At 37.1% G+C, this 24,202-nt stretch carries 20 protein-coding genes; 11 read left to right on the forward strand and 9 right to left on the reverse strand.

Features of this window, described 5'->3' with window-relative positions:
- The first annotated feature begins 225 nt into the window (after nt 1-225).
- From TYM08_RS10810 to TYM08_RS10820, 3 genes are all read left to right on the forward strand, one after another.
- The gene (locus TYM08_RS10810; RefSeq protein ID WP_422379159.1) at nt 226-2,400 is read left to right on the forward strand and encodes a glutamine synthetase III; all 2,175 of its coding nucleotides are present in this window, start codon (nt 226-228) and stop codon (nt 2,398-2,400) included.
- Between the two features lie 175 nt (nt 2,401-2,575).
- On the forward strand, nt 2,576-3,880 hold the full coding sequence (locus TYM08_RS10815; protein WP_422379160.1) for an MFS transporter: 1,305 nt from the start codon (nt 2,576-2,578) through the stop codon (nt 3,878-3,880).
- Between the two features lie 186 nt (nt 3,881-4,066).
- On the forward strand, nt 4,067-6,322 hold the full coding sequence (locus TYM08_RS10820; protein WP_422379161.1) for an Orn/Lys/Arg decarboxylase N-terminal domain-containing protein: 2,256 nt from the start codon (nt 4,067-4,069) through the stop codon (nt 6,320-6,322).
- A 48-nt stretch (nt 6,323-6,370) separates the two neighbouring features.
- Here the strand turns inward: TYM08_RS10820 and TYM08_RS10825 are convergent, their stop codons facing one another.
- Complete coding sequence (locus tag TYM08_RS10825; protein ID WP_422379162.1) at nt 6,371-7,549, reverse strand: retropepsin-like aspartic protease family protein; 1,179 nt, start codon at nt 7,547-7,549, stop codon at nt 6,371-6,373.
- A gap of 2 nt (nt 7,550-7,551) precedes the next feature.
- The gene (locus tag TYM08_RS10830) at nt 7,552-7,935 is read right to left on the reverse strand and encodes a VanZ family protein (protein ID WP_422379163.1); all 384 of its coding nucleotides are present in this window, start codon (nt 7,933-7,935) and stop codon (nt 7,552-7,554) included.
- A 62-nt stretch (nt 7,936-7,997) separates the two neighbouring features.
- Between TYM08_RS10830 and asd the strand changes: the two genes are divergently transcribed.
- The 5 genes from asd to TYM08_RS10855 all read left to right on the forward strand — a co-directional run bounded on the left by asd (nt 7,998) and on the right by TYM08_RS10855 (nt 11,304).
- Nucleotides 7,998-8,846: an archaetidylserine decarboxylase gene (gene asd, locus TYM08_RS10835; protein ID WP_422379164.1), complete on the forward strand. Its 849-nt coding sequence runs from the start codon at nt 7,998-8,000 to the stop codon at nt 8,844-8,846.
- A 79-nt stretch (nt 8,847-8,925) separates the two neighbouring features.
- Nucleotides 8,926-9,414, forward strand: a complete 489-nt coding sequence (locus tag TYM08_RS10840) for a ProQ/FINO family protein (protein ID WP_422379165.1) — start codon at nt 8,926-8,928, stop codon at nt 9,412-9,414.
- Between the two features lie 11 nt (nt 9,415-9,425).
- Nucleotides 9,426-10,193 carry a hydroxyacylglutathione hydrolase C-terminal domain-containing protein gene (locus tag TYM08_RS10845; RefSeq protein WP_422379166.1) on the forward strand — a complete coding sequence of 256 codons (768 nt, stop codon included), beginning with the start codon at nt 9,426-9,428 and terminating at the stop codon, nt 10,191-10,193.
- Between the two features lie 11 nt (nt 10,194-10,204).
- Nucleotides 10,205-10,567 (forward strand): hypothetical protein, encoded by a 363-nt coding sequence (locus TYM08_RS10850; protein WP_422379167.1) that lies wholly within the window; start codon nt 10,205-10,207, stop codon nt 10,565-10,567.
- Nucleotides 10,568-10,737: 170 nt separating this feature from the next.
- Nucleotides 10,738-11,304, forward strand: a complete 567-nt coding sequence (locus TYM08_RS10855) for a hypothetical protein (RefSeq protein WP_422379168.1) — start codon at nt 10,738-10,740, stop codon at nt 11,302-11,304.
- A 72-nt stretch (nt 11,305-11,376) separates the two neighbouring features.
- Here the strand turns inward: TYM08_RS10855 and TYM08_RS10860 are convergent, their stop codons facing one another.
- Nucleotides 11,377-12,258 (reverse strand): hypothetical protein, encoded by an 882-nt coding sequence (locus TYM08_RS10860; protein WP_422379169.1) that lies wholly within the window; start codon nt 12,256-12,258, stop codon nt 11,377-11,379.
- 167 nt (nt 12,259-12,425) lie between these two features.
- On the opposite strand from TYM08_RS10860, the gene rnhA reads away from it, so the two are divergent.
- The gene (gene rnhA, locus TYM08_RS10865; protein WP_422379170.1) at nt 12,426-12,929 is read left to right on the forward strand and encodes a ribonuclease HI; all 504 of its coding nucleotides are present in this window, start codon (nt 12,426-12,428) and stop codon (nt 12,927-12,929) included.
- Between the two features lie 64 nt (nt 12,930-12,993).
- On the opposite strand, the gene gspD is transcribed toward rnhA, so the two are convergent.
- The 6 genes from gspD to TYM08_RS10895 all read right to left on the reverse strand — a co-directional run bounded on the left by gspD (nt 12,994) and on the right by TYM08_RS10895 (nt 19,536).
- Entirely contained in the window at nt 12,994-14,940 is a 1,947-nt protein-coding gene (gene gspD / locus TYM08_RS10870; protein ID WP_422379171.1) for a type II secretion system secretin GspD, read from the reverse strand.
- A gap of 27 nt (nt 14,941-14,967) precedes the next feature.
- Entirely contained in the window at nt 14,968-16,038 is a 1,071-nt protein-coding gene (locus tag TYM08_RS10875) for a type II secretion system protein N (RefSeq protein WP_422379172.1), read from the reverse strand.
- A 9-nt stretch (nt 16,039-16,047) separates the two neighbouring features.
- On the reverse strand, nt 16,048-16,812 hold the full coding sequence (gene gspN / locus TYM08_RS10880) for a type II secretion system protein N (RefSeq protein WP_422379173.1): 765 nt from the start codon (nt 16,810-16,812) through the stop codon (nt 16,048-16,050).
- Between the two features lie 168 nt (nt 16,813-16,980).
- The gene (groL, locus tag TYM08_RS10885; RefSeq protein ID WP_422379174.1) at nt 16,981-18,621 is read right to left on the reverse strand and encodes a chaperonin GroEL; all 1,641 of its coding nucleotides are present in this window, start codon (nt 18,619-18,621) and stop codon (nt 16,981-16,983) included.
- Between the two features lie 39 nt (nt 18,622-18,660).
- The gene (locus TYM08_RS10890) at nt 18,661-18,948 is read right to left on the reverse strand and encodes a co-chaperone GroES (RefSeq protein ID WP_422379175.1); all 288 of its coding nucleotides are present in this window, start codon (nt 18,946-18,948) and stop codon (nt 18,661-18,663) included.
- 123 nt (nt 18,949-19,071) lie between these two features.
- Nucleotides 19,072-19,536 carry an FxsA family protein gene (locus TYM08_RS10895; protein ID WP_422379176.1) on the reverse strand — a complete coding sequence of 155 codons (465 nt, stop codon included), beginning with the start codon at nt 19,534-19,536 and terminating at the stop codon, nt 19,072-19,074.
- Between the two features lie 267 nt (nt 19,537-19,803).
- On the opposite strand from TYM08_RS10895, the gene carA reads away from it, so the two are divergent.
- Both carA and carB read left to right on the forward strand, forming a co-directional pair.
- A complete protein-coding gene (carA, locus tag TYM08_RS10900; RefSeq protein ID WP_422379177.1) occupies nt 19,804-20,931 on the forward strand; it encodes a glutamine-hydrolyzing carbamoyl-phosphate synthase small subunit in 1,128 nt (375 codons plus the stop codon).
- Between the two features lie 58 nt (nt 20,932-20,989).
- Nucleotides 20,990-24,199 carry a carbamoyl-phosphate synthase large subunit gene (gene carB / locus TYM08_RS10905; RefSeq protein ID WP_422379178.1) on the forward strand — a complete coding sequence of 1,070 codons (3,210 nt, stop codon included), beginning with the start codon at nt 20,990-20,992 and terminating at the stop codon, nt 24,197-24,199.
- Nucleotides 24,200-24,202 lie beyond the last annotated feature (3 nt).

Here is a 24,202-nt window from a genome sequence, read left to right on the forward strand (position 1 = left end):
GCACCTTTTTGATGCAAAAATAAATTAAAACCAAACTATCGCACCAAATAAGCACAAAGAAATTACTCAAACTCAAATTAAAATTAAGATAACACCTTAATAAATTCGTTCAATAAGGATAATTTCACTTATAGAATAAGTTGGCTTATTTTTTGCGTTAGCATAAACATTACAATTTACAAATTATTTTCAAATTAATTAAAACCAAAAAATCAGAGGTAAAAAATGAGTGCAAATGATTCAAGACTTTCGGCAATAAGTGCAATAAACGCTAGTGTCCCAACTAGTACAACACCTACTGATCCGTTAAGTAAAATCTGGGCAACAGATGTATTCAATTTAGCAAAAATGGAAGAATGCCTATCTAAAAATGCATTTAAAGCGATTAAAAAAACCACACAAACAGGTGAAACTTTAGATCCTGTCGTTGCTGAAGTTGTTGCTGCGGCAATGAAAGATTGGGCAATGTCTAAAGGCGCTAAGTTCTTCTCACATATTTTTTACCCAATGACTAACGCGACGGCTGAAAAACATGATGGCTTTGTCGTAACAAATTCTGAAGGTAATGCAATTACTGAATTTACTGGCAGTTTATTAATTAAAGGCGAACCTGATGGGTCTTCATTCCCTAACGGTAGCTTACGTATGACTAACGCAGCGCGAGGTTATACTGCATGGGACCCTACAAGTCCTGCTTACATTATGCATACACCAAACGGTGCTGTTTTAATGATTCCAAGTGTATTCATGTCTTGGACAGGCGAAGCATTAGATAAAAAAATTCCATTATTACGTTCAAATTCAGCTATGAATAAAGCCGGTCAACGTGTTTTATCATTAATGGGCGAAACTGAAATCGCGACATTAAATTCAAGTTGTGGGGCTGAACAAGAATACTTCCTAGTAGATGAACACTTCACAAACGCTCGACCTGATCTTATCCAAGCTGGTCGTACATTATTTGGTGCCCCACCTGCTAAAGGCCAGCAATTTGATGATCATTACTTCGGTGCCATTCCTGAGCGCGTACAAGTATTCATGCAAGATTTTGAAGATCAACTATATCGTTTGGGCATCCCAGCTAAAACTCACCACAATGAAGTAGCTCCTGGCCAATTCGAAATCGCACCTTATTATGAGGCAGCAAACGTTGCTGCTGATCATCAGCAATTGCTAATGACTATCATGAAAAAGACAGCGAAGAAACACGGCATGACCGCGCTTTTACATGAAAAACCTTTCGCTGGTGTAAACGGTTCTGGTAAGCACGTTAACTGGTCAGTTGGCAACTCTACCCAAGGAAACTTATTGGATCCAGGTGATACTCCTGAGAAAAACTTGAACTTCTTGTTATTCTGTGGCGCGGTAATCCGTGGCGTACATAAGTTTGGCCCATTATTACGTGCGGTTATTGCATCTGCATCTAACGATCACCGTTTAGGTGCAAACGAAGCGCCTCCAGCTATTTTGTCTGTTTATTTAGGTGATCAACTAGAGAAATTATTTAAAGATATTCAATCTGGTGAAATCAAAGCTACCGTAGATGGCGGCAAGATGGACTTAGGTTTATCTCAAATTTTAACATTCACTCGTGACCCAGGTGATCGTAACCGTACATCTCCGTTTGCCTTTACAGGAAACCGTTTTGAATTTCGCGCTGTGGGTTCTGCCCAGTCTGTTTCTGGCCCATTAGTAGCCATGAACACAATGCTTGCTGATTCATTAAACTGGATTGCTGACAAATTAGAAGCATCTTTAAAATCAGGCAAAGCGCAAACAGAAGCAGTTATTGAAGTATTAAAAGAGCTGATGGACGAACATTCAAACGCAATCTTTGGTGGTGATGGTTATTCAGCTCAATGGCATAAAATGGCTGTTGAAGAGCGTGGTTTGAAAAATTTACCAAACACCGCTGATGCATTACCTGCATTTCTTGACCCTGAAGTGGAAGCGTTATTCAAAAATACTGAAGTATTATCGCCTTTGGAATTAAGCAGTCGTTATGAAGTGTATGCAGAACAATACATTGAATCAATTATGGTTGAAGCTAAACTGGTAGCTGAAATGGCAACTACAACCATCTACCCTGCTGCAATTGGTTACTTTAATGAATTAAGTTTAGCTTTAGGTTCAGCTTTAGATTTAGAAATTGAATTAGATAATCGCGTTGCTAAAGAAGTGGCAACAGCTGCAAATACAATGATTGCTAAAGTCGCTGAATTGAAAACAGCAATTACTAAACATGATTTTGATTCCATCGATACTCATATGCATTTCTGTGCGAATGAAATATGCAGCTTGATGCTAGAAGTGCGTGAACAAGCTGATTTACTAGAAGTATTGGTTGATGATACAGCGTGGCCTTTACCAAAATATGCTGAAATGATGTTTATTAAATAAACTATTTTAAACCAAATCAATCCTCGCTTTTGCGGGGATTTTTTTTACCCTGAAATGATTCATTCCCATATGCAACAGAATTAGCAGCATGACACACATTAATGAAACTCGTTTCTTTCAAATTTTTACACTTACTGGCACAATGCCTTTTTTTTAAACCTTCAATAGGATGCTTATGCAAACTACTAACAATCCAGTTAAAAAACGTGAACTGTTTGGCTGGGCAATGTATGACTTTGCCAACTCGGCATATACCACTGTTATTATTTCCATTGTATTTTCAGCTTACTTTGTTGCACATGTTGTCCCTCAAGGATACAACGCCAATAGCTACTGGGGATTAGCCATTGGCTTATCCAGTTTATTAGCCTTAATTCTATCTCCATTTATTGGCGTGTTATGTGATTTAAGTGGACACAAAAAAATCTACTTAATGGTGTCTACTTTTATATGTTCCTTATTTACAGGATTATTATTTTTTGTGGGCCCTGGTGATATATGGTTAGCAATAGGCATTATTATTATCAGCAATGCTGCTTGGATGATCGGTGAAAGCTTTTGCGCTTCGTTTTTATCGGATATTTCATCACGAAAAAATATGGGATTAATTTCTGGTCTGGGCTGGGCTATTGGCTACCTTGGCGGTTTGATTTCTTTAATTGTCGTTAAATTTGTAATTATGGATGGTGCATCTGATGCAACAATTGATGAACAAGTAGCCATGAATCAAAATGCGATGCTATTTATTGCTGCATTCTTTTTAGTTTCAGCCATACCCACTTTTATTTGGGTAAAAAGTCGAATCTCACCTAAAGAAACACTCAATACTAAACAAGTCTTTAAACTGGGTATATCCCGATTGGTGCATAGCACCCAAATCATTAAAAAATATCCTGTTTTGTTTAAATTTTTCATTGCTTTTACAATTTATATTGCCGGTTACGCCATTATCATTAAATTTGTTGGTATCTATGCAACCCAGGCATTAACTTTAACGGATGGGCAACTTGCAATGATGTTTATCCTTTTGCAATTGTCTGCCTTTTTTGGCGCATTATTATTTGGAGTGATCGACAAATTCATAGGCCCAAAAAAATCCATCCTCATCACATTGGTTTGGTGGATCATGGGCGTTTTGAGTATTTTTAATATTGAAAAAGTCGGATTATTGTTAGGTACGGATGCAAATACTGCTTTTACTTATTTATCAATTGCTATCGGATTAGCAATGGGCGCCACCCAAAGTTCAAGCCGTGCTGTTGTTGGCATGCTTACTAAAAAAGAAGACTCGGCTTTAATGTTTGGCTTTTGGGGCATGTTCAGTCGATTAGCCATTCTACTAGGCATGACATACGGTTTTGTTGCAGATGCCGTCGGCCTAAGAAACGCCCTTTTACTAATCATTGTATTTTTTGTTGTCGGGGGCATTTTATTTCTATTTGTTGACATGAAAAAAGGCATTGAGCAAGCTCAAGATTAACCCAATTAAACTTTTTAAATGCAGATCAAGGACGATTTCTTGCATTGAATTTGTTTACTTTTCAGTCAACCCTCCATTTCTCATAATTAAATTTTTAAAGATTATTAGATAAATGCTGTTTATTTTGTATTAACTGATTAAAATTACGCATTAATTTGCAACCCATTGATCCTTACTAGGAAACTTATGAATAAATTTAAATTCCCAATCATCATAATTGATGAAGATTTTCGCTCTGAAAATATTTCAGGCTCAGGCATTCGCGATTTAGCCGATGCTATAAGTTCAAGGGGCATTGAAGTCATTGGGTTCACAAGCTACGTTGATCTGTCATTATTTGCTCAACAATCCAGTCGAGCATCTGGATTTATTGTATCCATTGATGATGAAGAATTAATTCAAAATAATGAAGATTCAATCGACGCAATTGAATCATTACGTAAATTCATTATAGAAGTGCGCAATAAAAACAATAACATCCCTATCTTTTTATACGGCGAAACCAAAACAAGTCGCCATATACCGAATGATATTTTAAGAGAATTACATGGTTTCATTCACATGTTTGAAGACACCCCAGAATTTGTCGCAGGTCATATCATTCGTGAAGCAACCAAATATTTAGATTCATTAGCGCCACCGTTTTTTAAAGCATTAATGAATTATGCTCAAGACAGTTCATATTCTTGGCATTGCCCTGGGCACTCAGGTGGCGTTGCCTTTTTGAAAAGCCCTGTCGGTCAAATGTTCCATCAATTTTTTGGTGAAAACATGTTACGTGCCGATGTGTGTAATTCCGTAGATGAGCTTGGTCAATTACTGGATCACACAGGACCGGTTGCATCTAGTGAAAAAAATGCTGCACGAATTTTCAATTGTGACCATTTATTTTTTGTCACTAACGGCACCTCTACTTCTAATAAAATTGTTTGGAACTCGATGGTTGCTGCAGGTGATATTGTGGTGGTTGATCGTAACTGTCATAAATCCATTTTACACGCAATTATCTTAACGGGTGCGATTCCAATTTTCTTAATGCCGACCCGTAATCACTACGGGATTATTGGCCCGATTCCTAAAAAAGAATTTTCAATGGAATCCATCCAAGCAAAAATTGAACAAAATCCATTTGCACGTAACGCAAAAAATAAACAACCAAAAATACTAACCATCACCCAAAGTACTTATGATGGCATTGTTTATAATGTGGAAGAAATTAAAAGCATGTTAGGAGAACAAATTCCAACCCTGCATTTTGATGAAGCTTGGTTACCTCATGCTACATTCCATCCATTTTATAAAAACATGCACGCTATTGGGCAAGACAGACCAATATTAAAAGACACATTAATATTGGCAACACAATCTACCCATAAATTATTAGCAGGTTTATCTCAAGCTTCGCAAATATTAATTCAAGATGGCCAGAATGAAAAATTAGACACTCATATATTCAATGAATCTTATTTGATGCATACATCCACCAGCCCTCAATATTCAATCATTGCAAGCTGTGATGTTGCCGCTGCCATGATGGAGCAACCTGGTGGCGGTGCATTAGTCGAGGAATCACTAACCGAAGCATTAGAATTTAGACGCGCCATGCGTAAAGTTGACGAAGATTTTGGTGATGATCAATGGTGGTTCAAAGTTTGGGGGCCGGATAATTTAGCGGACGAAGGGTTTACTGAACAAAAAGATTGGATTTTACATGCAGATGAAAAATGGCATAACTTTGAAAACATTGAGACTGGCTTTAATATGCTCGACCCTATTAAAGCGACCATTATCACACCAGGCTTAAATGTGAACGGTGATTTTGATGATGCAGGGATACCAGCTTCAATTGTTTCTAAATATTTGTCAGAGCACGGCATTATCATTGAAAAAACAGGGCTCTATTCATTCTTTATCATGTTCACTATCGGCATCACAAAAGGTCGTTGGAACTCATTGGTAACTGAATTGCAACAGTTTAAAGATGACTACGATCAGAACCTTCCACTTTGGCGTGTCATGCCTGAATTCGTTAAAAAATGCCCACATTATGAACGCGTTGGTTTAAAAGACTTATGTCAGCAAATTCATGAAATGTACAAAGAACGCAGCGTGGCTAAAATCACAAGTGAAATGTATTTGTCCAACATCCAAACAGCCATTTTACCTGGCGACGCTTGGGATAAGATGACACAAAAACAAATTGAGCGCGTTTCAATTGATCATTTAGAAAATCGTGTGACAGCCATATTAGTCACACCATATCCTCCAGGCATTCCATTAATGGTTCCAGGTGAGCGTTTTAATTCGACCATAATTCATTATTTGAAGTTTGTTCGAGATTTTAATACTCGTTTTCCTGGCTTTGAAACCGATGTTCATGGATTATTAAAACAAGAAATTAATGGCGTAGAAGATTATTACGTTGATGTTATTTTAGAATAATAAACAAAAGAGAGTACAAAAAAAATTGTACTCTCTTTATTAAATCACTTAGTAAGATAACGTTAACACTGAATTAGATTGATCGATATTAAATTTAAAATACTCCAAAAAATTCATCCCTAGTAGTCCTTGAGCACTTGATCCATCATCTGGTAAATCTAACACAATAAATTGAATATTATTAACCGAATAATCTCCAATTTTAATTTCAAACACTTCATACATTTGCGCTTCAACCTGACCATTTGCCGTATTAGCGGTCACCATTGACGTGCGTTTCTTATCAACGTATAAAAAATAATCGTCAAATACCTGTTGATCAATTACAGTATAACTTGCTCCTGTATCAATTAATAATTTCACATCAACAACATCTGGTGTAATGCCATTATCGGAAAAAACTGCATCCACTAAATAATGCGAACCTACTTTTTCTAAATTAATACTTTCATTTGAATTATAATTCATATTAATTTCAGAAAAAATTTGACTGATTTGATCTTGATAATCCCATTCAAATTGAACGGGGTCGATCACAGATTTAGCCTGTTTGTATCTGTGCTGCCAAACTAAAATCTGGGCCAACTGCACTGTCCATTTAACATTTTGTGTGTCGTATTTTAATAATTTTTGCCAAACCAACTCAGACACATCATCACTATTATTACCGTGCCACACCAATAACTGCTTATCTAACCATTGATCAAAAGAATCAGTAAATACTTGTTTTTGTTCAATATCGCTAATTTCAGACGATTTCAAAAAATAAACATCAATGGCTTGATTGATTTTGCCTTTTTGAATTAATCCCATCATTTGAAATTGAATAAATTCAACTTTTTGAGGGAACCAAACAACCAAATAATTAGCTAAAGTCGAAAGATGTTCCGTTTCATTTTCTGCTAATAAATACTGCAAGGTAATCAATAATTGACTTGTTAATGGATGATTTTGCTCTGTCACTCCATTTAATTTTAAAAAACTTGCGTACTCATTTCGATAAAAATCCACTGCATCTCGCCATTTTTTTTGATTGAGCATCAACAAAAATGCATTAAATTGATCAGTGAATACTTCATTATGTTCAATGACTTGAGCCACCTCCTTTGAAAGCGCTTTTTGTTCTTGAATTGTTTTCACTTCTTCAACGTCATCAGGCATGGTTGCCAAAAAATACCAATTAATGGCAAGGGCAAAAAATAGCGCAAAATATATAAAACCTTTCATAGTTAATCACTCAATAATTTAATTTTTAAATCATACCTTTTCAGGATCCAAATAAGCAAAAAGCCCAGTAAAATACCAACGGCATTAGCAACGGCATCCATCATTGATGGGAATCTTGCAGGTACAAATCCTTGCAACACTTCAATTAAAATACCATACCCGATTAAAGCCAAATTTACAGAAATTATCTGCATTGTTTTTTCTAATGTTTTATAAAATCCAATCCAAAAACATAAAGACAACACAAAATAAGAAAATAAATGAACGACTTTGTCATATTGACCAACTTGAGCAACTGCCTGCCCATCTGATAAAGAAAACAACGCAATTAAAATAAAACAAAGCAAAAATCCTAATTTTGAACACAATTGAAACAAACCGACCATAACAAACCTTGTACAAATTAATGTAACTTGTAAAATGGCTATTTTTTCAGAAGATCAACTTAATGACCAGCTTAAAAACTTTTCTCTTTATTTTTTTCCAATACATTGTGCCACAACATTTAATTTCACGAATTGTCGGCAAACTCGCCGCTAGCGAAAATATTTGGATTAAAACTAAATTTATATCCATTTTTGCTAAAAAATTCGGTATCACATTAGAGCAAGCTCAAATTGAATCCTTTGATCAGTTTAAAAGCTTTAATGAATTTTTTACTCGCGCATTAAAAAAGGATGCACGTAAAATATGTGATGACAACAATGGATTCGCCTGCCCTGCCGATGGTGCAATTAGTCAATTGGGGGATATCAAACAAGGTCGCATTTTTCAAGCCAAAGGGTTTGATTTTACTTGTGAAGAGTTATTAGCAGGAGAAAACGTAGCTCTTTATCAAAATGGTAAGTTTGCAACAGTTTATTTAAGTCCTAAGGACTATCATCGAGTGCACATGCCATGTGATGGTAAATTAACTGCGATGACTTACATCCCTGGTGATTTGTTCAGCGTAAACACTCAAACTAGCGAAAACGTACCTCGTTTATTTTCAAGAAATGAACGTGTAGTGGCGCATTTTGAAACACCTCATGGGCCAATGGCAATGGTTTTAGTTGGTGCGATGGTTGTAGCAAGCATTGAAACGGTTTGGGCTGGATTGGTCGCTCCTCTTAAGCGCCAGATAAAACACCAACCATATCCATTGGAGCAAATAGAGCTTAAAAAAGGCGAAGAGATGGGCCGTTTTTTATTAGGCTCTACCGTTGTGTTATTGTTTGGAAATGAACAGATTCAATGGTTAGATTCATTAGAATCTCAAAGTGAAGTCACAATGGGCGAAAAAATCGCCAAAATATAACATTTACACATTATTCGCCTTTTAATTACCCTAAGATTTGGGTATATTGCGCGCCTTAAGAATTAACTGCGGAAATGACATGTCTGATACTCCCAAGACAACAGAACAAAACAAGCCTTTAAGCGATAACGAAAAACGCCGAAAAGCAGTCGAAGCAAATCGTGCAGCCATGCAACTTTTATTAGATGCTTATCCGCAGGTTTTTGATCTTGAAAATACTCGACCATTAAAAGTAGGCATTCATGCGGATTTAGCAGTAGATGAAAAATTATCTAAAACTAAAATTCGCAAAGCATTATCTTCATATGTACGCCAATATACTTATTATCAATGTATCACTGAAGGTGCTCAACGTATCGACCTAGCTCAAAACGAAGCTGGACTTGTTACTGCTGAAGAAGCAAAACACGCTCAAGAAAGCATCGCTCAAATTGAGGCTAAACGTGAAGAACGCTTAAATAAGCGCAAAAAAACTCAGCAGTTCAAAAAAGTTAAACAAGAAAAAGAAGTGCGTTTAACCAATAAATTACAAGACTTGGTTTCAAAAACCAATCAAAGAACTAGCTAAACCAATATATTATGCTGATTATCAAACGGTTTTATCTGCATAATTCATTGCGAAATTACAACTATTGCTTGGTTAATGAAAATAACCAAGCAATAGTGATTGATCCAACGGATGCTCAACAAAGCATCCGTTTTTGTATCGACAATCAAATTATTCCCTCTCAAATCTGGATCACTCACGAAGATTTAGATCATTTTGCAGGCGCTGATGCAGTAAGCGAACATTTTAACATCCCTATTCACTGCCCAGCGGGTATGAAAACGTTATTTAAACAAGCCATTGGTTTTAATCAAGATGATGTTTTAAGCTTCAACCAGTACATATTTAGCATTAAGCATTTACCTGGCCACACACCATTACATCATGTGTTTTTAGAATCCAATCATAACTGGTTAATTTCTGGAGATATCGTATTCAATTATGGAATGGGGAGAGTCAGAGCGAATCACTATAAAAGTATGTTTGATGCCATACAATGGCTTAAAACAATTAAAGATGACTGTAAATTTTTAAATGCCCATGATTATGATTTAACTAACTTGTCTTTTGCTCAAACATTGCAACCCAATAATAAAATCATTAAACAAACGATTGAAACACTTAATCAATTCAGTGAATCAAACCGACCAATGAGTACAATCGGTGCTCAAAAACAGTTAAACCCATTTTTCAATACAGATCAACGCGCTATAATTGATGCTGTATCCAAGCAATCCATGCCTTATAACAGTGAATTAGATGTATTTACTTCCCTGCGAAAGTGGCGTGATCATTTTTAGGAGCATGTATCATGTCTCGCACTAAAAAAACGCGCAGTTTAAAAACTGTCAATTCCGTCAAAACAGGTTCTAAATCTCAAATTTTAGATAATGACGGAAATCGTGGGAAAATCCCATCTAAAAATAAATTAAGCAAGCACAAGAACAAACCCCTCAGTGCGTATGCAAAATCTCTTTTAGCACAAGGGAAAAAAGACGAATCTTCAGGTAATGCAAAAAAACAACCTACTGAAGCTAAAATTGTCGAAGAAAACATCAAGCAACCAATTAAAAATGCACAACAAAAATCAGATCAAAAGCCTGAAAAAAAGTCAAATAAAGACTTTAAAGATTTAGATGGAGACGAGTTATTGGACTACTTTGATAATTTCTAATTATTGCCTAAACTAAAAACAGGCATTCAATAACTTCATAATGGAAACAACTAAATTTATAAGTTTACTGATTTTTTAATACGACTTTAATTAATCAGATTCATTTTTAGTCTCTCTTTTAAAAATATAGTTATTGAATGGTTTCACCTGTTTTTAATTTGGACAAAATTATGATTTTTAATGCAAAGTACTCTGTATTATTTTTTATTAGTATTTATAGTTTAAGCATAAATAGCGTTGCTACTGATTTCGCTTCAGGCAACTGGGGAGATACCAAACAAGATATTATTTCAATAGAAACACGTGAAAACTACACCCCTCCTGGTAACCAAAATTTCCTAGTATACAAAGATAAAATTTCTATATTTAAACACAGTAATATCGTGTATTTATTTGAAAACAACCAATTAACCGATGGATATTTTGATTTTCAAGATGAACATATATTATTTCAAGATTATGTTGAAGATTATTTTATCGTTCAAAAACAACTTTCAAAAAAATATGCTCTACCCGTTAGCAATGAACAAATTTGGCACCCTGACGCGCAAATCATAGAAAAACCACAATGGGGTAACGCCATTGCTAATGACGATCTGATACTTAAAAGTATTTGGCATAGCGACAATAGCATCATCACTTTGCAACTCTCCTTCCAAAGCAATAAAATGCATCACCTATTAAGCTATCAATCAACACGTCCTGACATAGAAGTTATGACACCGGATGCATTTTAATCTTCATACTGAAAAAAAACCGACTTTAACGTCGGTTTTTTTATATTTCTATTAAATACAATTAAAATGATTTTATTTTAAAATAAATGCTACTTTTTTAAAGGATACGTTCATCTCTTTAAAAGTTTCTGTTGGCGTATTTGCTTCGAACGTGTCAGAAATTGAAGCACGAACCACTTTTCCTGTTTGAGTTTCAGGGTTAATACGCAAACCTAACACCTGTGTTTGTGCGAACTCTACAGGGTCAATTGAAGTTTGCCCCCAATTTTGCTCAGTAAAGTAATTTAAACTACTTGCTGGAATGGTAATACGCACCCATTGATCAAAATAATCGGCTTGATCTAATTCCAAATAAATATTTGCGTTAAAAGATGCTGTTGATTGATCATTAAAACCCGCTTCAAAAATTGTAATACCAAAGTTGATTTTATTATCATCTAATTGAGCTAGTTGATCTGCATTTAAATAAGATTGATATAAATCAGAAATTTGTTTTTTAGAAGGAATACTGGATTTGTTTTTGCTGACTTTAAGTTCTAATACAATACTTTCAAGCTGCTCTAGCTTAATATCATCCGCTGAAAATTGAGGTTCAATGCCATTTACATGCTGCGCATCCCAATTAGCATATTTTTTAACCAATACATTTTGGTATGTAGCGGCATTATTACAAGTAGAATCAGCAACCACTTTTGCACTGTAATTATCAGAGCTTAATTTTAAACCCTCAATATTTGATGCATGGGACCATCCTGTTAAGCGGTTAACGGTTTGATCGAATAACACAAAGTCCTTTACAGACTTTTCAGGAGCCACACCACATTGATCGATCAACTCAACTGAATATCCATTTTGCATTTTTTTATTTGAAAAAGATTCCATTTGCATACCTGCTACTGACGTCAACGAAGCTGCAATTAAAGCACTAGAAAGTGCCAATTTTGTAAATTTCATATCTTTTACCTAAGTTTATAATTGTCATTAATTTTACACATCGCGCAGAATAATCGACCCTCACAACAAATGCAAACCACAATGTGAATGCAGATCAAAGTTTGCTTCGATATATTTATTACACTTTTTTTTATACAATGGCATTTTTTTAACGAGTATTTATTGTAATGCATCAAGTGGTTATTCATACAGATGGAGGATGCCGTCAAAATCCAGGTCTCGGCTCTTGGGCCTTTGTATTAGAAACAAAGGTGAACGGTAAAGTTTACAAAAAACAAGCCAGTCAATGTTATAAATTAACGACTAATAATCGCATGGAATTAATGGCTGTCATTTTTGCATTAAAATCATTAACCCAGCCTTGTCATGTTGATTTCCACAGTGACAGCAAATATGTGATCGATGGTATCCAAAAAAACTGGGCGGTAAATTGGAAGAAAAAAGGTTGGATCAAATCTGATAAAAAACCTGCTGTCAATATCGATTTGTGGCATGAATTAATTCTCGAAGTAGCTAAACACAAAATCACTTGGCACTGGGTTAAAGGTCACAGTGGTAATGCGGGCAACGAATTATGCGATTTAATGTGTAACCAAGCCATGGACGAAGCTAAAAATGTGAAAGTTGACGAGTATTATATCAGCCCAGCAAAACCCGCTGATTTCAAATAAATTTTAAAAAGTAAAAAAAAAGCCCCTTAAGTCTGCACTTAAGGGGCTTTTTTACCATTTCCCACTATTCACTTGGAAGTAAATCACCACCAAATACATCATCATAACTTGGGGCAATTAAATCATTCCCACCTACTTTGATATCAAATACTTTTAAATATTTACGCTGGGTAACCTCATCCACTTCATCACCGGCTCCTGTAATAATGGTAGGACGTAAAATAACCACTAAATTTGTTTTAGTCATAGAAGTCGTTTTAGATTTAAATAATACCCCAATAATTGGAATACGACTTAAAAATGGAACACGAGATTCACCTTCTGAATAGGATGTATTCACCAAACCGCCTAATACTATTGTTTTGCCACTTTTGATTAATACTTCAGTTTCAATCGTACGTTTATTAGTAATCAAATCCGCAGCGCCATCAACTTGCTTAGAAGCAATGGAATCTGATGACTGACTCACTTCTAATCGAACAATATTATTACGCTGAATATGCGGAATCACTTTTAAAGTCGTACCAACATCCTGACGAACAATAGTAGCTGATGTAGTGTCAGTAGCAGAACCCGTCACAAATGGTACATTTTGACCAACTACAATCGATCCTTCTTGATTATTAATCGTAGTGATCGAAGGGGTAGCTAAAACTTGAATCGCATTATTTTCTTCCAAAGCAGTAATAATCAATCCAAAATTTGGTACATCAGAAAACGGATCAACAATACCAATCGCAGCACCACTTACATCTGCTAAATTACTCACTACAGCAGTAGTTCCTAATGCCGCACTTTTCAAAATACTTCCAGAACTACCAAAACTACTAATCGCAGGTACTAATCCATTTTCAACAACTGCTTCAGGATTAGTTGCCCAAGACATATCCCATTGATTGCTTAAATCCCCATAAATTTCAACAATGGCCGCCTCAATTAACACTTGCTCCCTTACCACATCAAGCTGTTCAATAACTGATTCAATTTCAAGCATTAAAGCAGGCTCAGCTCGTATAATTAATGCATCTAAGCTTTCATCTGGAATGATTGCCGTAGCTGATGTTGCGGCTTGTGTTGTCGCGTTATTTTGCTGAGTTTTTTGTACAACTCCAGCAAAACCTTGAAGCATCGTCGCCATTTCTTTTGCATTGGAATTTTTTAAGAATATAACTTTTGAGGAGCTGTTTACTTCGCTTTTAACATCCAGTTTTTTGATTAATGCTTTTAATTCCGTTCGAACACCCTCTTCGCCTTTTAGGATAATTCGATTTGAACGCTCATCTGCGATCACTCGAACGATTTGAGAATCAGGAGTCGTTGAATTCGCAGTACCTGAAGTCACTGTTTCTGGATGCACTTTTTCAAGCAAAGGAATAATTCCTCCAACCCAAGCATTTTCTAATTCAATAATTTCAATTGTGGATTTATCTGCAATATCAAACTGTTCAATCAACCCTCTAAAACGCTGAATGTTATCCGCGTGATCCACAATCACAACAGAGTTAGTTATTTTTTCAGGGGCTATATGACCATACTTTGCAATGATCGGACGTAAAATTGCAATAATATCATTCACATTTGCATTACGAACTGGGATTACCGCTGTAATAAATTCGTTACCTTCAACCTCACCAGTGTAATCAATCTTCGAGGCTAAATTACGCATTTGGTTAGTTGGAACAATAGATGTAAACCCGTCTTTTTCAATGACACCGTAGTTATTTGAAGCTAAAACTTCTTGGAACAACACATAAATTTCATCAGCAGTTAATGTTCCACCGCCTGAAATGATTTGTACTTTACCTTTCACACGTTGATCAACAACAAAGTTTTTGCCTACCACTTTACTGACAAAATCCACAAGTTCAGAAATATCATTATCAGGAAATTTTAATCCCCAACGTGGCTCATCGTCATCTTCTTGTGCCAAGCTTAATTGGGCAAACATAACCACACTGATCACTGTCAAAATCATAAAAAGGCGTTGAGCCAAAGTATTGATCGTATTCATTATTTTATTATTCCTGTTTATGTATGCTTAAAATTGTAAAAGTGCTTGCTTCATAACCAGCACTTTACCATTACGTTCGTATTCAATTAAAATTTCACCACTGCTCATGACACCATCAATCAATTGAATATCTTGTTCCGGTGTCGTAGCTTTATTTCCATTTATGCTAATAATAATATCCCCAGCCCTTAAGCCTAAAAGCATTAAATCTCTTGCTCTTGATGTGACTTGATAACCTTTGCCTGGAATATGTTTTAAACCATATTGAGATAACATAGAAACTGGATTAGATTTAGTGATTTGGTTACTCACATATCGCTCTACTTGATTTTTCACATTAGCGTTTTCATTTATTGTTGACTGTACTTTTTCAACAGAGGATTCTCTTTGATCCAAAGTAGTGACAATTTCAGGTAATTCATTTGAGTTAGATGACACCCCTCTAGCCACTCCAGATGGTTTAAAGGTTGGATTTTCTCTGCTTGAATAAGATTTGTTTTCGCTGCTTGATTCATCATATTCATATTCAAATTCAGAACCTAAATTCGCACCCCGCTCAGGAGCGACATACTCTTTGTAATCAAACAGTTTGTCTTTTTTAAATTCTAAAATCTCAATCTCACCATTGTCGCGCTCAAATTCGACTTTATCTGCATAAACAGCATGTAATGTGGCTTTTTCAAAGACATCATCGCCAACACGAAACCATTGAGTGTCTCGCCCTTCAGCAATAGATGCCATTCCATTTTTTAGGGAAACATTGGCAGCAGTTGCCATCAAAACAAACTTAAGCGGAGTCGCTTTTGGTTCAACTTTTGGTTGAACGACCTCTATTGGTTGCTCAACCACAATCTCTGCAAACTGACCAAACAAATGTACATTGGCAATACGACTTGCATTCACTGTATCAGAAACCATTGCCGTGGACTTCACATCTCTTTTTGGCAATTCAATTTCACTTGAATATGAATAGCTTGGTGTCACAATCAACCCCCAAGTTAATAGCGCAAGTATATGAGCGATCACTGCGACCGTTAAAATAAATCCAATCGATATCAATCGTCGAACCCAAATATTTTGTAAATTTAATACCGCCACATTACAACCCTATTTAAATGTCGGAAGATCATAATTTAGGATAGAGATCGGATCACTTCCCCTAAATTGTTGACCGATAATTGGAGACCAAGCTTTATAAGTTTGCACCACTAAACTGCCATCTGAAGATACATCAACTAAATTGAGTAAATTTTCATTATCATCATTCAATGAAATTTTCCAAACACCTTCAGCTTCATTTATTTGAGCCACCAATCTAGGAATTTCTTTTTGACCAAATTGAGGGTGAGTGACCTTTCCTCCTGTATAAATCATGCGACCATCAAGTTGGTGTAACGTTTTAACATTAGAAATGTCACCTGATTCATTTTCCATCGACGCTTGAGTAATTTTAAAGGCAATATTTTGGATACTCACATCCCCTTCCACTTCAAGACGTTGAGACTGACCAAGTTTTGAAATAGTGGCATAACTTAATTGTCCATTTACATGTTGAATATTCAATGAGTTCAAACCTAACACAACATTTGCAGTTAATTGAGAATCCAAAATTGAAATAATTACATCTGCTTTTACTTTACCTAGCAATAATGCACCAGGCTTTAAAGACCAATCGACTTGAGTTTTTATTCCTTCATAATCCACTACGATTGAACCGGTTGAAATACTCCCATCAATTGATTGAATATTCACAGGTAACATTTCAATCGGTCCTGCAAATTTATTCACTAAATAGGAATTTGGCACAGTCAAAACCAAGGTGACCAAAAAGACCACTAATGCGATTATGATACTGGTTTTGATTTTAAACATACGTTGTAAGCCATTAAAATTATAAAAAAGCACAGCATTCTACAAAATGAAGCGCAATGACGCAAAAAATCCCTGCCTTTTTAATGACATACTTTTAATTTAAAAGTTTCATGACAATTAAAAAAACAAGGATTTAAAAACTAAACTTAATAATTTAAGCCAGTTTTATTACATCATTCCGCCCATACCAGGCATATCCATACCATTTGTACCCGCATTATTAGCATCACTCTCATCAGTTAACTCAGTAATCATAACTTCTGTAGTAATCATCAAACCAGCAACCGAAGCAGCCGCTTGTAATGCCGAACGTGTTACTTTTGCAGGATCCAAAATACCCTCTTCAATCATATCCACGTATGTGTCATTACCTGCATTATAACCATAGTTTGCAGTACCTGCTTTCACTTTATCAACAACAACCGCAGGCTCGCCACCAGCATTTGATACGATTTGACGCAACGGTGCCTCCAAAGCTCGTAACGTTAAAGCAATACCTACATCTTGATCTTCGTTAGCGCCTTTAGCAGTCACGCCAGCTGCTGCTCTAACTAACGCAACACCACCACCTGGTAATACACCCTCTTCTACTGCTGCTCGTGTCGCATTTAAAGCATCATCAACACGGGCTTTTTTCTCTTTCATTTCAACTTCTGTCGCTGCCCCAATTTTAATTACTGCCACGCCACCTGCTAATTTTGCAACGCGCTCTTGTAATTTCTCTTGATCATACTCGGATTCTGATTGAGCGATTTCAGTTTGGATTTGAGAAACACGAGCTTGAATATTTTCAGCAACACCCGCACCATCAACAATCGTTGTTGTTTCTTTTGTTAAAGTTGCACGCTTAGCAGAACCTAAATTTTCAATGGTTGCTGTTTCTAAAGACATACCAATCTCTTCAGAAATTACAGTTGCACCTGTTAAAATTGCGATATCTTGTAGCATTGCTTTACGACGATCACCAAAACCAGGCGCCTTGACAGCACATACCTTTACAACGCCGCGCATATTATTCACAACCAATGTAGCTAAGGCTTCACCATCTACATCTTCAGCGATAATCAGCAATGGACGACCCGCTTTAGCCACTGCTTCTAATACAGGCACTAATTCGCGAATTTGAGAGATTTTTTTATCAACGAGTAATACTAATGGGTTTTCCATATCCGCTGACATCGTTTCTTGATTATTAATGAAATATGGGGACAAATATCCGCGATCAAATTCCATACCTTCAACGATTTCTAGCTCATCTTCAAAACCTGAACCTTCTTCAACTGTGATCACCCCTTCTTTACCCACTTTTTCCATAGCTTCTGCAATGATGTTACCTACAGAAGTATCAGAGTTAGCAGAGATTGTAGCTACTTGAGCAATCGCTTTAGTATCAGTACAAGGCTGAGCTAATGCTTGTAATTGTTTCACAACATCACTAACCGCTGCATCAATACCGCGCTTTAAATCCATTGGATTCATGCCAGCAGCAACGGATTTTAAACCTTCATTTACAAATGCTTGAGCCAAAACTGTTGCTGTTGTTGTACCATCACCCGCATTATCATTTGCTTGTGATGCCACTTCTTTAACCATTTGCGCACCCATGTTTTCGAATTTATCTTTTAATTCGATTTCATTTGCTACAGATACACCATCTTTTGTCACTGTTGGTGCACCAAAAGATTTATCTAATACTACATTACGACCTTTTGGCCCTAATGTTACTTTAACTGCATCGGCTAATAAATTTACACCACGAGCCATCTTTGCGCGTGCGCTATCACCAAATAATACGTCTTTTGCCGCCATTTAAATTTCCTACCTTAAAATTATGTGATTAATAGTTAATTATGCAATTACTGCAAAAATGTCAGATTCATTTAAAATCAATAAATCTTCGCCTTCATGTTTTATCACGTTACCAGCGTATTCAGCGAAGACAACTTTGTCCCCTACTTTTACTGATAATTCACGCACTTCACCGGATTCCAAAGTAAAACCTGGACCAACTGCTACGATCACACCTTGAGTGGGTTTTTCTTTTGCAGAACCAGGCAATACAATACCACCAGCTGTTGTTGTTTCTTCTTCTTGTTTGCGGATAATAACACGCGCATGTAAAGGACGAATATTCATCTATATTTTCTCCAAAAGTTAAAATAAACAGCGATCGACTATTTTTTTGATTTTGATAGTTTCAACCGCTTCGCGCTGTTTAATGGGGATGAGCAATAATAATTTCAACAAATAAATTTATATTTATTTAGAATCATCGTTTAAATGTGATTTTCTTGGCACTTCTTCGTAAAACTCGCCCTCTACGACATCTTCCTCAGGTTCATTTTGAGGTCTAAATCCAGAAAATGGCATATTAAACTTAGGTGCATATCCTTTAGCGACTAACCACTGCCTAATAAAAGGAATAAGCAGCATTACGCCCACCACATCAGTTAATAATCCAGGCACCAATAACATTAATCCACAAATTAACATCCAAATCCCTTCAGCAACGACTTCTTGTGGATTTCTCCCAGCCTGAATCGCTTGTTGCAACTTAAACATTTGTCGCTTAGTTTGTCCTGCTAAAATATTCAATCCAACAATTGCAGTACCAATAGCAAGCCCAATCGTCCCTAAAACACCTACGACTTCGGCCACAGCTACCAATGTATATAATTCAATGACCACCAATGCAATTAATGCAAAAATAAAAAAACGAAACATACAAACTCAATTATTATAAATGAACACGTTATATAAAGTCCTTTGAATTAAATTCAAGCAACATTTGTATTTTGATGACCTTCGTCCAATATAGAAATTGTTTATTGTGGACAACTTAGCTCACAAAAAGATATAATTCGGCAAATTTTGTGACTAGAAATACGCTAGTGCAACAACCGAACGATAACCAAACGACAACCATACTTCTAAGCGGATTGAAGTTCACTTCATTCCGCTTTTTTTCGAGTTTATAAAGAGGACACAGCATTGAGCACGCCCGCCATTCTAGCGCTTGCCGACGGTAGCATTTTTCACGGCATCGCTATCGGAGCCGAAGGTATTTCAACTGGTGAAGTGGTTTTTAACACTTCTATGACTGGTTACCAAGAAATCCTAACTGACCCATCTTACGCTGAACAGATTATCACTTTAACGTACCCGCACATCGGTAATACAGGTGTTAACAAAGAAGACGAAGAGTCTCGCAGCGTTTTCGCAAAAGGTTTAGTCATCCGTGACCTACCATTACTTGCTAGCAACTTTCGCAGCGAACAATCATTAGATGAATATTTGAAAGACAACAATGTTGTTTCAATTGCCGATATTGACACTCGACGATTGACTCGAATATTACGAGAAAAAGGCGCACAAGGCGGCTGCATTGTAACTGGCGAAGCTGATGTAGAAAAAGCATTAGAACTTGCTAAGAATTACAAAGGCCTTAAAGGTCTGGATTTAGCAAAAGAAGTAACCACACCTGACACATACACTTTTAACGAAGGTGTTTGGAAGTTAGGCGAAGGTCACAGCGTTAAAACTGACGAAGAACTTCCTTATCACGTAGTTGCTTATGATTTTGGTGCAAAAACCAACATATTACGCATGTTAGTTGAACGTGGATGCAAATTAACGGTTGTTCCTGCTAAAACCGCGGCTGCCGATGTTTTAGCAATGAATCCAGACGGCATATTTTTATCAAATGGCCCAGGCGATCCAGAGCCTTGTGACTATGCAATTGAAGCAACCAAAGCATTCTTAAAAACGGATTTACCGATATTTGGTATTTGCTTAGGACACCAAATTTTATCCATTGCTGGCGGAGCCAAAACTGAAAAAATGAAATTTGGCCATCACGGTGCCAACCACCCTGTTGAAGAAATTGAATCCAACACCGTTATGATTACCAGTCAAAACCACGGCTTTGCTGTTGATGAAAAGTCATTACCAAGCAACATCAAAATGACTCATAAATCATTATTTGACGGATCACTTCAAGGCATTCATTTTATCGACAAACCAGCATTTAGTTTCCAAGGTCACCCTGAAGCTAGCCCTGGCCCGCATGATTGCGCACATTTATTTGATCACTTTATTGATTTAATCAAACAACGTTAATTTTCACAGGGCAATGCATCGCCCTGTTGCGTCAACACAGTAAGTTGGAAGACAAACCATGCCAAAAAGACAAGACCTCAAAAGTATTTTAATCTTAGGTGCTGGACCAATCGTAATTGGCCAGGCCTGTGAATTTGATTACTCAGGCGCTCAAGCCTGTAAAGCCTTACGCGAAGAAGGCTATCGAGTAATTTTAGTAAACTCAAACCCAGCTACGATCATGACCGATCCTGCTATGGCGGATGCAACCTACATTGAACCAATCACTTGGCAAGTTGTAGAAAAAATCATCGAAAAAGAAAAGCCTGATGCAGTATTACCAACAATGGGTGGCCAAACGGCACTTAATTGTGCATTAGATTTAGAAAAACACGGCGTACTAGAAAAGCACGGCGTTGAAATGATCGGTGCCAATGCCGACACAATCGATAAAGCAGAAGACAGAGACCGTTTTGACAAAGCTATGAAGGCAATCGGCCTTGAATGCCCGCGTTCTGGCATTGCTCATACAATGGAAGAAGCGTGGAAAATTCAAAAAGAATTAGGCTTCCCTTCTATTATTCGACCGTCATTTACAATGGGCGGCACCGGTGGCGGCATCGCTTATAATAAAGAAGAGTTTGAAGAAATCTGTTTACGCGGACTTGACCTTTCTCCTACTAGCGAATTATTGATTGATGAATCATTAATCGGCTGGAAAGAATACGAAATGGAAGTGGTTCGTGACAAAGCGGACAACTGCATCATTGTTTGTGCGATTGAAAACTTTGACGCAATGGGCGTTCATACAGGTGACTCGATCACCGTTGCCCCTGCTCAAACATTAACTGACAAAGAATACCAAATCATGCGAAATGCATCTTTGGCTGTTTTACGTGAAATTGGTGTTGAAACAGGTGGATCAAACGTACAGTTTGGTATTAACCCTGAAGATGGTCGTATGGTCATCATTGAGATGAATCCACGTGTATCACGCTCATCTGCATTGGCATCAAAAGCAACAGGTTTCCCTATTGCTAAAATCGCTGCAAAATTAGCAGTAGGTTTCACATTAGACGAATTGCAAAACGACATCACTGGCGGTCGTACTCCAGCGTCGTTTGAACCAAGCATCGATTACGTTGTGACTAAAATTCCACGTTTTGCTTTTGAAAAATTCCCTCAAGCAAACGATCGCTTAACCACTCAAATGAAGTCGGTTGGCGAAGTCATGAGCATCGGTCGCTCATTCCAAGAATCTATGCAAAAAGCATTACGCGGACTTGAAGTTGGCGCAATGGGTTTTGATCCGATCTTAGATTTAACCGACCCAGATTCTAAAAACATATTATTGCGTGAATTAAAAGAGCCTGGACCTGAGCGTATATGGTACATTGCCGATGCATTTCGTATGGGCATGACCCTTGAAGAATTATACAAACATACCGCTGTAGATCATTGGTTTTTAGTTCAAATTGAAGATTTAATCAAAGAAGAAAAAGCCGTAACTAAATTACGCATGTCTGAATTAGACAAAAACACTATTTTCCGCCTAAAACGCAAAGGCTTTTCTGATTTCCGTCTAGCTAAACTATTAGGTATCAGCGAAAAAGAGTTCCGCAAACGTCGTTACGATTTAGGCGTACACCCTGTCTACAAACGCGTAGATACCTGTGCTGCTGAATTTGCATCTGACACAGCCTATATGTATTCAACTTACGAAGAAGAATGTGAATCAGCGCCTTCTGATAAAGATAAAATCATCATTTTAGGTGGCGGACCTAACCGTATTGGTCAAGGTATTGAGTTTGATTATTGCTGTGTACATGCTGCATTTGCTGCAAAAGAAGAAGGCTTTGAAGCAATCATGGTTAACTGCAACCCTGAAACTGTTTCAACAGATTACGATACATCTGATCGCTTATACTTTGAACCCGTTACTTTAGAAGACGTATTAGAAATCGTTCGAATTGAGAAACCAAAAGGCGTAATCGTTCAATACGGTGGACAAACACCACTTAAACTAGCTCGTGCTTTAGAAGCAGCTGGTGTACCGATAATAGGTACAAGCCCAGAAGCGATTGACCGCGCCGAAGATCGTGAACGTTTCCAGCAAATGGCTGAGAAATTAGGCATCAAACAACCTGAAAACGCTACGGTTCGCTCTGCAGATGCGGCTATCGCTAAAGCAAATGAAATTGGTTATCCACTAGTGGTTCGCCCATCTTATGTATTAGGTGGTCGCGCAATGGAAATCGTTTATAAAGAAGAAGAACTAGCTCGATACATGCGTGAAGCGGTTCAAGTATCTAATGACTCCCCAGTATTATTAGACCATTTCTTAAACGCTGCAATCGAAGTCGACATCGATGCCATTTCTGATGGCAAAAATGTAGTCATTGGCGCAATTATGCAGCATATTGAACAAGCAGGCGTTCACTCAGGCGACTCAGCCTGCTCACTTCCGCCTTACAGCCTACCTCAAGAAGTGCAAGATGAAATTAAAGACCAATGTAAGAAAATGGCCTTAGAATTAGGTGTAATTGGCTTAATGAATGTTCAGATGGCATGGCAAGACGGTGAAATTTTCGTCATTGAAGTGAATCCGCGCGCATCTCGTACCGTTCCATTTGTATCTAAAGCAATTGGCGTATCTTTAGCTAAAGTTGCCGCCAAAGTGATGATGGGCAAAACATTAGAAGAAGTTGGATTTACAGAAGAAATCATTCCTAAGCACTTCAGTGTGAAAGAGTCTGTTTTCCCATTCAACAAATTCCAAGGCGTTGACCCGATTTTATCTCCAGAAATGAAATCTACTGGAGAAGTAATGGGTACTGGCGACACATTTGGCGAGGCCTTTGGTAAAGCATCTCTTGGCGCAAGTGCAGCCATACCAGAATCGGGAAATGTTATCATTTCAGTTCGTGATACCGACAAACCTTTCATTGCTGATTTAGCTAAACGCCTAAAAGCTTTAGGTTTTAACATTCTAGCTACAGGTGGAACAGCAACAGTCATTGAAGAAGCTGGTCTTGACGTTAAAATTGTAAATAAAGTACGTGAAGGCCGCCCACATATGGTTGATATGATTAAAAACGATGAAATTGCATTTATAATCAACACAACAGAAGGTCGTCAATCCATCGAATCAAGTGCTGAGATCCGTCGAAGCGCATTGCAACACAAAGTTTTCTATACCACCACATTTGCTGGTGCTGAAGCCTCTGTATTAGCTATTGAATTTGGCAAAAACACAACCGTACGTCGCTTACAAGATTTACATAAATAAGGG

Origin of the sequence: Marinicellulosiphila megalodicopiae, assembly GCF_045862395.1 — a bacterium.
GTDB classification, from domain to species: Bacteria; Pseudomonadota; Gammaproteobacteria; order Pseudomonadales; family Natronospirillaceae; genus Marinicellulosiphila; species Marinicellulosiphila megalodicopiae.

Coding starts and splice junctions, on each gene's coding strand:
- gspD (WP_422379171.1), bottom strand. CDS start 14,940: ATGAATACGATCAATACTTTGGCTCAACGCCTTTTTATGATTTTGACA.
- TYM08_RS10890 (WP_422379175.1), bottom strand. CDS start 18,948: ATGAATATTCGTCCTTTACATGCGCGTGTTATTATCCGCAAACAAGAA.
- carB (WP_422379178.1), top strand. CDS start 20,990: ATGCCAAAAAGACAAGACCTCAAAAGTATTTTAATCTTAGGTGCTGGA.
- TYM08_RS10850 (WP_422379167.1), top strand. CDS start 10,205: ATGTCTCGCACTAAAAAAACGCGCAGTTTAAAAACTGTCAATTCCGTC.
- gspN (WP_422379173.1), bottom strand. CDS start 16,812: ATGTTTAAAATCAAAACCAGTATCATAATCGCATTAGTGGTCTTTTTG.
- TYM08_RS10860 (WP_422379169.1), bottom strand. CDS start 12,258: ATGAAATTTACAAAATTGGCACTTTCTAGTGCTTTAATTGCAGCTTCG.
- TYM08_RS10855 (WP_422379168.1), top strand. CDS start 10,738: ATGATTTTTAATGCAAAGTACTCTGTATTATTTTTTATTAGTATTTAT.
- TYM08_RS10815 (WP_422379160.1), top strand. CDS start 2,576: ATGCAAACTACTAACAATCCAGTTAAAAAACGTGAACTGTTTGGCTGG.
- TYM08_RS10845 (WP_422379166.1), top strand. CDS start 9,426: ATGCTGATTATCAAACGGTTTTATCTGCATAATTCATTGCGAAATTAC.
- TYM08_RS10895 (WP_422379176.1), bottom strand. CDS start 19,536: ATGTTTCGTTTTTTTATTTTTGCATTAATTGCATTGGTGGTCATTGAA.
- rnhA (WP_422379170.1), top strand. CDS start 12,426: ATGCATCAAGTGGTTATTCATACAGATGGAGGATGCCGTCAAAATCCA.
- TYM08_RS10840 (WP_422379165.1), top strand. CDS start 8,926: ATGTCTGATACTCCCAAGACAACAGAACAAAACAAGCCTTTAAGCGAT.
- asd (WP_422379164.1), top strand. CDS start 7,998: ATGACCAGCTTAAAAACTTTTCTCTTTATTTTTTTCCAATACATTGTG.
- TYM08_RS10820 (WP_422379161.1), top strand. CDS start 4,067: ATGAATAAATTTAAATTCCCAATCATCATAATTGATGAAGATTTTCGC.
- TYM08_RS10830 (WP_422379163.1), bottom strand. CDS start 7,935: ATGGTCGGTTTGTTTCAATTGTGTTCAAAATTAGGATTTTTGCTTTGT.
- TYM08_RS10810 (WP_422379159.1), top strand. CDS start 226: ATGAGTGCAAATGATTCAAGACTTTCGGCAATAAGTGCAATAAACGCT.
- groL (WP_422379174.1), bottom strand. CDS start 18,621: ATGGCGGCAAAAGACGTATTATTTGGTGATAGCGCACGCGCAAAGATG.
- TYM08_RS10825 (WP_422379162.1), bottom strand. CDS start 7,549: ATGAAAGGTTTTATATATTTTGCGCTATTTTTTGCCCTTGCCATTAAT.